Origin of the sequence: Campylobacter portucalensis, from assembly GCF_009690845.1 — a bacterium.
GTDB classification, from domain to species: Bacteria; Campylobacterota; Campylobacteria; order Campylobacterales; family Campylobacteraceae; genus Campylobacter_B; species Campylobacter_B portucalensis.
The window spans coordinates 1-11789 of the sequence record NZ_VWSJ01000040.1 but is presented as its reverse complement, the minus strand read 5'-3'; the positions used below and the strand labels follow the sequence as shown (position 1 = coordinate 11789).

General features: G+C 25.7%; 12 protein-coding genes and 1 pseudogene. 10 read left to right on the top strand and 3 right to left on the bottom strand.

Going from position 1 to position 11789, the window contains the following annotated elements; all coding sequences use genetic code 11:
- The 3 genes from F1B92_RS08335 to F1B92_RS08325 form a co-directional block, all read right to left on the bottom strand.
- The coding region (locus F1B92_RS08335; protein WP_154571386.1) for a Calx-beta domain-containing protein at positions 1-493 on the bottom strand (493 nt) is incomplete at its 3' end.
- Between the two features lie 104 nt (positions 494-597).
- On the bottom strand, positions 598-855 hold the full coding sequence (locus F1B92_RS08330; protein WP_154571385.1) for a hypothetical protein: 258 nt from the start codon (positions 853-855) through the stop codon (positions 598-600).
- Positions 856-1178: 323 nt separating this feature from the next.
- Positions 1179-1733: a hypothetical protein gene (locus F1B92_RS08325; RefSeq protein ID WP_154571384.1), complete on the bottom strand. Its 555-nt coding sequence runs from the start codon at positions 1731-1733 to the stop codon at positions 1179-1181.
- A gap of 614 nt (positions 1734-2347) precedes the next feature.
- On the opposite strand from F1B92_RS08325, the gene F1B92_RS08320 reads away from it, so the two are divergent.
- From F1B92_RS08320 to F1B92_RS08275, 10 genes and pseudogenes are all read left to right on the top strand, one after another.
- A complete protein-coding gene (locus F1B92_RS08320; RefSeq protein ID WP_154571383.1) occupies positions 2348-2713 on the top strand; it encodes a hypothetical protein in 366 nt (121 codons plus the stop codon).
- 144 nt (positions 2714-2857) lie between these two features.
- Positions 2858-3319 (top strand): hypothetical protein, encoded by a 462-nt coding sequence (locus F1B92_RS08315; RefSeq protein ID WP_154571382.1) that lies wholly within the window; start codon positions 2858-2860, stop codon positions 3317-3319.
- A 720-nt stretch (positions 3320-4039) separates the two neighbouring features.
- Complete coding sequence (locus F1B92_RS08310) at positions 4040-4945, top strand: hypothetical protein (protein ID WP_154571381.1); 906 nt, start codon at positions 4040-4042, stop codon at positions 4943-4945.
- 12 nt (positions 4946-4957) lie between these two features.
- The gene (locus F1B92_RS08305; RefSeq protein WP_154571380.1) at positions 4958-5476 is read left to right on the top strand and encodes a hypothetical protein; all 519 of its coding nucleotides are present in this window, start codon (positions 4958-4960) and stop codon (positions 5474-5476) included.
- A 16-nt stretch (positions 5477-5492) separates the two neighbouring features.
- On the top strand, positions 5493-6029 hold the full coding sequence (locus tag F1B92_RS08300; RefSeq protein ID WP_154571379.1) for a hypothetical protein: 537 nt from the start codon (positions 5493-5495) through the stop codon (positions 6027-6029).
- Entirely contained in the window at positions 5992-6330 is a 339-nt protein-coding gene (locus F1B92_RS08295; RefSeq protein ID WP_154571378.1) for a hypothetical protein, read from the top strand. The genes F1B92_RS08300 and F1B92_RS08295 overlap by 38 nt, the downstream gene beginning before the upstream one ends.
- Before the next feature lie 46 nt (positions 6331-6376).
- The gene (locus F1B92_RS08290) at positions 6377-7192 is read left to right on the top strand and encodes a hypothetical protein (protein ID WP_154571377.1); all 816 of its coding nucleotides are present in this window, start codon (positions 6377-6379) and stop codon (positions 7190-7192) included.
- 2 nt (positions 7193-7194) lie between these two features.
- The gene (locus tag F1B92_RS08285; protein WP_154571376.1) at positions 7195-8430 is read left to right on the top strand and encodes a hypothetical protein; all 1236 of its coding nucleotides are present in this window, start codon (positions 7195-7197) and stop codon (positions 8428-8430) included.
- Positions 8431-8442: 12 nt separating this feature from the next.
- Positions 8443-8862, top strand: coding sequence for a hypothetical protein (locus tag F1B92_RS08280; protein ID WP_154571375.1), 420 nt, complete (start codon positions 8443-8445; stop codon positions 8860-8862).
- A 12-nt stretch (positions 8863-8874) separates the two neighbouring features.
- Positions 8875-11789 (top strand): annotated as a pseudogene (locus F1B92_RS08275) (hypothetical protein); the annotation flags it as partial.

Sequence of the window (11789 nt, the reverse complement as noted above, 5' to 3'; positions counted from 1 at the left end):
TGTTTGGTTTAGGTGTTTTAGGACAATCTTCTTGTGGGAAATCTAGGATGGTGGCTTTTGCTATAATTATTGGATTTACTACTTCTTTCAAATCATCTCCTTTATAACTTCCCTCTTCATAAGATACTTTCAACATAAAATTCTCACTATCTTCATATTTACCATCACTTGCTACTTTTATAGTAAATTTTTGAGATAAATTTCCTGCCTTAATTATAAATTCTTTATCTTTTATCCTTTCAAAATCTTTATCGCCTATAGCACTTCCATATATGGTTGATAGTTTTAGTGTTAAATCTTCATTTAATGCTTTATTTAGGGTTATAGTAAATTCTATTTTACCATCGGTTTCGTATGCTATTTCATTTGATATTGATATATTTATGATTTTATTTTTTATATCGCATATAAAAGGCAAAGTAATGTTATTGCCATTTGGTAATTTTAAATTTCCATCTTCTGGAACTAAAACATAATTTCCATCTCTGCTCACAACTAAATTATTATTTTTGATTAAATTATTTGCTGTAGTTCCATTCTTGTTTGCAAAATTTGCAAATCTATCTATGGGAATTTGAGAATATGGAAATAGTCCTTTTATATTATTATCAAATTTTGCCTTAGAGCTTCTTGCATTTCATTTATTTTTGTATTCCAACCTGGAAGTCCTGGTTTAATGCCCTCTCTTAACAATCTAGCTTTAGTTTGACTATCTAATTTATCGTAATCACTTCTTAATTTTTTAGCTACTTGAGATCGTTCTACCAAATAAGCTTCCACTTCTTGACTTAAATCATAAATGTTTTGGGTTAGATGTCCGATGGATATACCTTTGCTCTCTAAAAAAATATTCAACAATACTAATAAACTGTTTTATTCGTTTATTATTTACCTTAGATAAGGCAGTATCAACTGCTAACATCTGAGTTAAATTACCTATTATTTTTGATAAATTTTCATCTAATGTTTTACAAATATCCCAAGATTGAGCTGCAGTATCCATTATTTGGATTATTTTACTAAAGTAATTTAATGCCTTTTGTTTGCCTTATTCTTCTTCTAAAGAACTTAAAATCTCTTCGCTTAATACATCATAAGCTAACATAATAATTCTCCTTTTAAATTATATCTAACAACTTCATCGATTTTTAATCCAAATTTATCTTTCATATAATTATCTAAATTGCAATATTCTGTTTCATTAAGCTCTGATAAATAATAGTTAAAGCTTTATCATCTTTATCTATAAAAACCAATAAATCGGTCTTAATATTTTTAAAAATTCTTAAAATTTTAAATATTATAGAAAAAAGTAAATCAAAAAAATAAATGAAATATAAAATAAATATATATAATTTTTTATCATTTTTATGCGTAGTCTCATTATAAATAACACTTATAAATATTCTTGTATTTTCGATTAATAAAATTTTATCAATATCACTTAAATTTGTAATTTTATATAGTACCCTAAATTCACCAATATTATATTTTAATTTATCTTTATAAAAATAATGATTAGAAGTCTTATATCCAAACAAAAATATACAAACCAAACCACTTACTGCTAAATATAGTGTCTGAATGTGAAAAACACTATCTGGATGCTTTCCATTTAGATAAATTAAAGTAAATAAACTCATCAATAAAGTTGATGATATTAAAAATTTCCTACTATAATCTTTTATCATAAACATAGGAATTTTATTGTTTATGCCATTCTTATTTTCCAATCTTGTTCCTTTTTAAATTTAATATTTCAAATAGTCATTTTGACTCTAATGAAATATATATTGTTGATATTTTATTTGGAGCTGTAACGGAAAACATTTCTTATAAAATACATATTTTATCACTATCTGTTATTTTATTTGTTAAAGCATTTTATTTTGAAAATTTAAGACAAAGAAAAACATATTTATGGACATTATTATTAAATCTTTTACCATTTATATTGTATATTTTTTTCGATAAGACACCATACGATGCTCCTATCTTAATTTTTATATTATATTCTTTCTGCATTTTTATTTATACTATTTCATTATATTTAATGTATAAATTTTATAAGTTAGCCAATGAAGTATTTTTATTTAAATCATTTATATTTATCAATATTTTAGCAATTTATATGCTAATATTATATGGTCTAGAAATATTAAATAGTTTATCAATGCACAGATTAATCTTTATAGAAGAACCTTCACTAATATCGGTTGTATTTTATATTTTTTGGTTCACTTTACCACTATCAGTCTGGTTATCAATACCGCTAAATTTAATAAAAGAGTATAGCCATTTTAAGCAAAAAATAAATAAAACTAAAATTTAAAACAAAGGATAAATAATGGATTTTTCATCTGTAAAGAGAATGGATATGTCATTAGGTAAAGTTAAAGAACAAGCTGCACTATCTGCTAATAGCTATAAAGAACACTATGTGGGAGAAAAAGTTACTATAAATGGTAACTCTTATGTGGTAGAGAAATTTACAAATAGTAAAGATAGTGGTTTTTCTGCTACTCTATATAGAAAAGAAAACACAAACGAATATACTATAGCTTATCGTGGAACAGAATTTAAAGAAGATTTTTATAATGATCTTGTAAAAGCAGATTTATTGAGCGGTATAATAAACAAAAATACCCAAAACCCCGATAGAGAAAAATTCACCAAAGAAGCCATAAATCAAATATCAAAAAACTTTCGATGATTATGTAGTTAATGGTGGGGATGATGTAACAAAAAGATACAAATTTATAAAAAATCTAAAAAATAAAATAAAAAGTAACCAAATAGTAACTAAAAAGATTTATAATTTTGAAATTTATAAATTTGTGGCGTGAAAGGATTAAGAATGGAAAAAGATATCATTGAAAAACCTATTTTTATAATGAAACGAAAAAAAGGAATAATGATTGTTTTATACTATATATTTGCTATTCTTTGGGATTTAGCTACAGCGTTTGTTTGTATAATATTTATGACTTTAGATAACATTATTCCAAATATAATAGGATTTATATTTTTAGCTTTTATACCGTATATATTTTTTTGTATGTTTGATATAAAAGAAGTAATTTGTTATGAAGATTATTTTATAGTAAAAAGAAGTTTTATAACAAATAAATATTATTATAAAGATTTTCGTGACAAATATAATATGGTCAAAACTATATTATTAAATAGTTTAGCTCTAGGATGTAAAAAAATAAAAATGGGCATTTTTATAAATCTAAATATGTTTAAAAAAAATGATATTGATAAATTTATAGAATTTTTAAAATACAAAAATATAACAAAATATTCATTATTTTAATAAAGGAATTTTAAATGCAAGGCTATGTATATACAAGAGATAAGAATGGAACAAAAGAAGCGGTAGTAGTTGATAAAAACAGTGGAAAAAGGTGTTAATTATGCTAAAAACTGTCTTCAACGCTTTTTTTACTGAAATACACTCTAATAGTAAGAAATTTCTGTGTTTAAAATTCTCACAGCCATTTAAACATAATTTGTTTATAAAAATATTTTTATGTAGTTATGTAGTTATGTTTATAAATGTAGATATTTCAAAGATTCCTTATATTTATAGTAGTGATGAAGCTTTTTTGATGGTTGGACTTTGGTTTTTAATTATTTACTATTCTTTTTTTATATTTTTTACTTTTTGGATATTTATAGACAAACAAAACATAAAAATTGATATATCTATATTATCAAGCAATATTACAATAAATCGCCATTTATTTTATATATTGCTTGGTTGCTTTATTTTATTCATTAAATTTAGTTTTGTAAATTTTGCTTATTTAGATACATTAATTTTTATAACTATTATAATAATAATTTTTATATTTTTATATTTTAGGATATCTAGTATTAACTATTTTTTATTTATATTGCCTTTTATTTTGTATTTTTATGCAGTATTTATAAATTTTGATAATCATTTTTTATATTTTATTTTTTATATTTTATCTTTTTGCTCAATCTTTATTTATAATAAAATCTTATCTTATCTTATAAGGAATTAAATATGGCTACACTTACTATTAAAGTTGCACCGCAAGGAGCTGGATTTGGAGACACTAGTGTGTCTGTGGCTGGACATGTTTGGTATAGTTTAACGGATGAAAATGGAAAGACCTATTCATATGGATTTAATTCTAAAAATGTATCCACAACAGATGATGAAGACTATTCTAATAATGGATATCTTGGTAAAATTTATGAAAAAAAGATAAATATTACAAATGACGAATTCAAAGAAATGAAAAAATTTGGCGATTACTATTCCAGAAATTCTAACGAAAAACCCAATTTAGATTTTAACTTAGAATATAATTTTTATAATAATAGTTGTGTGAACTTTACATGGAAAGCCATGGAATCAGCTGGATTAAATCCAAATGGATTTAAGGGAAATAAAACACCAATAGAAAATATAAATAATTTTGAAAAAATTGGAAATATGATAAATAATGGATATAGGGGGCATGATTTATCTGGATATGAAAAAGATGGTTTAGGAAGAGGTGTATTAGAAACATTATCAAGCCTTGGTTTCGCTGTTCAAGGTGGAGCTACTTTATTGTTTAATAAAACGCTCAGCAATAATCCGCAACCACCTCAATTCCTAGACCACAAAGCTACAATCCCTGATGATTACTTATTTCCAAATATATTCCCAAAGCTCTACGACCCCCTTACCCTTGACCTTAATAATGATGGTAAAATTTCAACTCTAAATTCAAGTGATGGAGTATATTTCGACCACAATGGAGATAAAATTGCATTTAAAACAAGTTGGATAGGTAAAGATGATGACTTTGATACTATAAAAATATATAAATTTACACAAAATTTAAAAAAACTAACAATAAATAATCAAACAATAACTAAAAAGATTTATAATTTTGAAATTTATAAATTTGTGGCGTAAAAAGGAAAAGAAATGAAAGTTTTTTTAAAAGAAATATCTTTTTTTATTTTTTTATTTTTATTATCATTGACAATATTTTATATGTTTATAAGTGATTATGGTTTTTTAAATGTTTTTATATATTCTGTTTTATCGTTTTTTATATATTTATTATTGTCTAAAAATTTGAAATGTTATGGAATTTCTAAAATTACACTTATATCATTTGCTATATTTTTATTTGCTTTTTATAGTTTTAATATATATGATTTTTATTATAAAAAACCATCCCCTTTTGTTAATAAAATTATTTCAATTGAAAATAATCAAAATTTAAAGAAATATATAAATGGAATATTGTCACAAAAAGAAAAAAATGAAATTTTAGATTTTTTTAATAAGGAAAAATTTAAATACTATAAAAATAATGATAGCACATATTTTTATTTTAAAGATGTGGTTTTAGGTAAAAGGTATTCTATCAAAATAGAAATTTCAAGTGATGATATTGTTAAAAATATCTATATTTTTACAGGCTACGATGCTCTATAATTAGAAAGGATTTACAATGGCAGCAACAGAAAGAATAGAAATTGGCTATAAACTAGTTAGCAAAAAAGACTATCCTGGTTTTTACCACACTTATTTTATATATACAGATAAAAACGGGAAGAAGTATTTTTTAAGGGGTGGACCAGATGAAAGCAGTAGGGCATATTCACTTGTGTCTGATAAACTATTTGGTATAAAAAATCCATTTAAGGTTGAGAGTGGAGAATATAGAGATGGCTCACCAGATTATCCGCTAGATGGTAAAGAATATCCTTCTGAAATAATAAAACAAGGAAAAGATTTATCTAAAAAATGGGATGATATGGTAAATGGTGCAAATAAATACAATAATGGAAAATATGGATATGATGCATCAGAACAAAATTGCAATACGCTAACGGGTACTATTCTAAGAGAAAATGGATTACCAAAGCCAAAATATAATGGATACACTGGATATTGGGCTCCTGGTCTTGATAACGATATGAATGATAATATAAAGCCTGAACCACCTCTTGACCCCCTTCAATTTCCCATATTTCCCAGACAATGACGGCACTACCAAACCACTTAATCCATATACACTTCCAAACATTTTCCCCCAAATCTACGATCCCCTTACCCTTGACCTTAATAATGATGGTAAAATTTCAACTCTAAATTCAAGTGATGGAGTATATTTCGACCACAATGGAGATAAAATTGCATTTAAAACAAGTTGGATAGGAAAAGATGATGACTTTGATACTATAAAAATATACAAATTCATACAAAATTTAAAAAAACTAACAATAAGTAACCAAAAAATAACCAAAAAGATTTATAACTTCAAAAGTTATGAATTTGTGGCGTAAAGGGACACAAAAATAAAAAGAATAAATTTAAACAAAAGGAGCGAATTTGAAAAAAATCTTTAAAATAATATTTTGTTTATTTCTAGCATTAAGCTTTAATTTTGCAGATGGGAGTTCAAATTTAGAAAAAAGCTCACAAAAAGAGTGCATTTTAAACAAAGAAATAAATAATTTAAATAGCGCTATTTATTATGGTGATTTTAATAAATTTGTTAAGATTTTAAATCAATATCCAAATTTAATAAATTGCAGTGATATAGGAAATTTAAGACCATTAGATTACGCATTAGTTTATTATGAGAAAATAAATGGCGATGAGTCAAAACCATTTTTTGAGTATTTGGTAAAAAATGGTGCTGATTTAAATTATAAAATTGAAGACGCTTTACTTACACCCATAGAATACTTAACTATAATAATGAGCGAAAAATATTTAATAGAATTTTTTAACAAATATAAGCACAAAATAAACATAAATTTAAATTATAATGGTTTTAAAGGAACGGTTTTAACACAAGCACATGAAAATGACTATAAGCAACTTTTTAAACTCTATTTAGAAAATGGTGCCATTGTAAATGACACTGTTTTAATAAATATAACTTATAAAATTTTAGAACCATTTTATACAAAAACTAAATATTTTAGCCTTAAAAATAACAAAGCTATAAACGAACAACTTGAGTTTTTTAAATCAAAAGAATACTCGGATATATATAGTAATCAACTATATTTTTTAGAACTATCTTTAAAATATTTAAAAGATAAAAATGAAACAACTGATGAAATGTTAAATAAGCTTTTAGCTTTTGCAAATTTAATGAATGATAAAAAATTAATAAATATTTTAACGAAGGATTAAATGTGAAAGATATAAAAAATAAAAATGATTTTGCAAATGATCAAATTGATAATATGCAAGATGAAAAAAATACAGAAAGAGATTGGGCGGATAAAGCAATAGATTTAACGACAGGTCTTTTTGACAAGTCTCTATGGTTTTGGGGCGTTGATGAAAAAGGTAATCAACGAATAAAAGATACAAAAAATATTCTAAAAGATAAAAATATTGATTATAACAATATACACGATAAGCTCTCTGAATGGGAAAAAAATTCTGGTGGCGGAATTTATGGGAACAACTCTAACACCCAGCCAAATAATCCAACCCCAAATAATAACAATAAAACTGGCAATACCAGAACAAATAACGATAACAACGCAGGAAGTGGTAATAGTGGCGATATAGGTAATTCGGGTGGTAGTGGCAATAGCGGTGATAATTCCAATGGAAATAACAACACAGGAAATGGAACTGGTGGTACAGGTGACACAGGAAATGGAGCTGGAGGCAATTCAGGTTCAGGTGGTGATACTGGTGGTAAAGATGGTGGAAATAGTAACTCAGGAAATGGTGGAAGCGATGGCGGTTCAGGAAGTGGTAGTAATGGCTGTGGTTCAGGAGAAAGTGGAGCTGGAGGTTACGAGTGTAGCAACTCAATGTCTTGGGGTGGTGGCACACAGTGTGAGTGGTATGATTTATTTAAAAAATATGGTTATCTTGACGAATATGACCCCTTAGTCCTAGATCTAAACAATGACTCTAAAATTTCTATTATAAATAGAGATGATTCTAACTCATATTTTAATCACAACGCAGATAATGTTAAATTTAAAACTAGCTGGATAGGTAAAGATGATGGAATACTAGTATTTGATAAAAATAACAACGGACTTATAGATAATGGCAATGAATTATTTGGAAATTTCACTGAAATTTCAAACTCTCAAACATTAAATAATCCAAACAACCAAACTTCAAATTTAAACTCTCAAACTAAATTTGCCATAAATGGTTATCACGCTTTATCTTTACAAGATAGTAATAATGATGGAAAGATAGACACTCTTGATGAAAATTTCTCTAATCTTAAAATTTGGCAAGACCTAAATGAAGATGGCATCTCTCAAAGTGATGAGTTAAAAACACTAAAAGAACACGGTATTAAATCTATATCTTTAAATTTCAATAAACCAAAAAATAACAATATATTAAAAGATAGTTCTAGTAATTTCAAAAGTCATAAATTTGTAGCGTGAAGGAAGAATAATATGGGATTTTTTTATAAAAAGTGTGAAGTTTGTGGGAATAATATAAGTAAGTTACAATGCTTAATTTTAGGTGGTTTTAATCCTACGCTGAAATGTCAACACTGCGAAACTGAATATCAAATTACAAAAACAAGGCTTTATAGCTTTATTGATTCTATAGCTTTAGAGATTTTTACATTGTTTAGCTTGTTTTGTGCATTTATTATGATTTCTTATGTTGATAAAAATTTTTTAGAATTAAGTGGTGTTTATTTTTTTATATTAATAGCTGTGTTTACTTTACTATTTGGATTTTTAATAGATAGTTTTTTGTATGCTATGTTTATAGTATTGTTTGTAGCTAAATTTGAAGTTAAAAAAAATGATATAGAAAATAAAAAATCAAAAAATATATTTAGTAAATTTTTTAATAAAAAATAAAGGAGTATAATTATGGAAGTTATTAAAGATACTGTTAAATTTGGCAAAGATGTTATACAAGGTGCTTGGGATACTGTTATAGTAGCACCTTTTAAGTTTGGTATGTTTTTAGGAAATTTATCTGGACTTGCTGGAAAACAACAACAACTAAAAGCAGAACTAGAGTGGGAATTCGCAAAAAAGGCTGCATTAGCATTTTGGAATAACACTGGTGGAGCAAGAGATTATATAGCTAAAGAAATAGGTGATGATGTAAAGAAAAGACCAGGATATTATATTGGTTCATTTGGGGCAGGTGTTTTTGTTAAGAGCCCTTCTACGGTTATAAAGATTGGAGAAAAAACAATAGACTTAAAACGATTAAAAACCACAGCTGGAAAAATGGCAGTGTATGGCGGAAAAGCTGATATAATACTAAATGAGATGTTTGATAAATTCTTAGATTTTATGTCTAAAACATACCCTAATAACTATGATCCAACATTTCCATTCCAAGAGTATTTTAAACCTTATACTAACCTCTACACCAACCCAATCATCTACGACCCACTTATCCTTGACTTAGACAATGACGGCATAGAAACCACAACTTTAAAAGATGGTGTATATTTCGATCATAACGGTGATGGTATAAGTTTTAAAACTTCTTGGGTAGATAAAGATGATGCTTTATTGGTATTAGATAAAAATTTGAATAATCAAATAGATAATGGAAATGAACTATTTGGAAATTTCACAAAGCTAAACAATAGCACAGATACAGATAATAACTCTAAATTTGCAATCAATGGGTTTCACGCTTTAAAAGAATTTGATACAAACAAAGATAATATTATAGATAACAAAGATGATGAGTTTAATAAACTTCTATTATGGCAAGATAAAAACTCTAATGCTTTAGTAGATAAAGATGAGCTTTTTACCTTGGAAGAAAAAGGTATTAAATCTATAAATTTAAATCACACTATATCAAATGAAGTTCTAAATAGTGATAATACAAAAGAACTAATTTCTACTTTTACTAAATTTGACGGTTCCTCTAATGAAATAGCCGATGTAAATTTTAAAGTTGATAGTAGAGATTCTATTTATAATAAAGGGATTTTTCTTGATGAGAAATATGCAAATTTAACCAATTTAAAAGGATATGGATTTCTAAGAGATTTAAATGAAGCAGCTAGTTTGTCTGAGAATTTATTTAAAACTATAAAAGAGTATTCAAATGCAATCACTAAAGAAGAACAACTAAAACTACTAGAAACTTTAGTAAAAGAGTGGTCAAATACTTCAGGTAAAAACAACTCATATTCTCTAGAAAAAGCTAATATCATAAATAATAATATGGCTGAAATAAAAATCATAAATTTAGTAGATAAACTAAATGATAAAACGATATTGAATAAAAATACAATTTATGATGAAATCATATCTCTTAGTAAAGAAGCAAACGATGATAGATTTAAAGATGGCAAATATCTAGTTGAAATTCTTAAAAACAATAATGATAAACTTCCAAGCTCTTATACAACATATAAAACCATAAGAGTAACCCCTTCTCAAAATAGAGCCATATTATCATTTAATGAGATAGATGGTGATTTATTAAAAGAGTTTGACTCTATAAAATATAAACTTCAAATAATTGATAACTTCACAGGAAAAACAACTACAACTCTATACTACAATACAATTAATGATGTTATAGATATAATAAGTAACATTAATAAAGCCTATGATGAAATACTAAATTACTCATATAAATCCCTCCTTACCCAAACAAGACTAAAAGAGTATATAAATTTAATGGAGCTAGATATAAATGAAACTTACAATCTAAATGGAGAAATAAGTTATGAGTTTAAACTAAACTATGATAATGCAATCTCTAAATTTAAAGAAGTAAATAACTCTAACCCCAAAAAAGCCTTTACAGACTTAGCTGAGTTTATAACTATGTTTGAAAGTAAAAATGATATTAAAGATGGTATAGCTTTATTATCTAATTTTGCAATTACTGCAAAAGAAAAAGGAGTTATTAAAGAGTATTTAGATACTTTAAGCAGCAAAACTATATCAGACTTATCAACCCAAACTGGAACATTAGATGATGATACCCTAATAGGCACAAATATCTTAGATGGTAAAGATACTCTTTATGGACTTGATGGAGATGATACCTTAATAGGTGGAGTTGGAGATGATATTTTAGTAGGAGGAAAAGGTTCTGATACATATCTATATGAAGATAGTAACTTTGGAAATGATATAATCATAAATGATAACTCATCAAATAGTGTAGATAATAGCCTATCAAACAATTTAAACACTAATTCAAATTTTTTAAACAACACAAATTTAAACTTATCAAATAGTATGGATAACACTCTATCAAATAAGACAAACCATAATAACCCTTTTATAAATGACAAAGATATTATTAAATTTAAAGGCAACATAAAAAAAGAAGATATTATTTATAAAAGGGTTATGGATAATGGAGTAATTACTAATGATTTAATTATTTTACTAAAAGATGAGTATAACTCTTTGATTAATAGCCCAAACAATACAGATATCAATCACCAAAGAAACAATCAAAGCATTTTAAATAACCAATCATATAACCCAAACACTCCTATCATAGATAAAAGCCTACTTAAAAATACAAACAACTCTATTATTATAAAAGATTTCTTTAAAGATGATAGTTCTATGATATCAGCTATAGAGTTTAAAAACTCAGATGATATCATAACTAAAGATACTATCATAAACTCACTTCTTACTACTTCAAATTTTAATGATTATATAAATCCATTTGATAAAGATAAAAATTATAAGATAGATAGCAAAGATGGAGATGATACCATCATCACTCATAACGCTAATGATACAATACTAGCTGGAAATGGTAATGATACTATAGA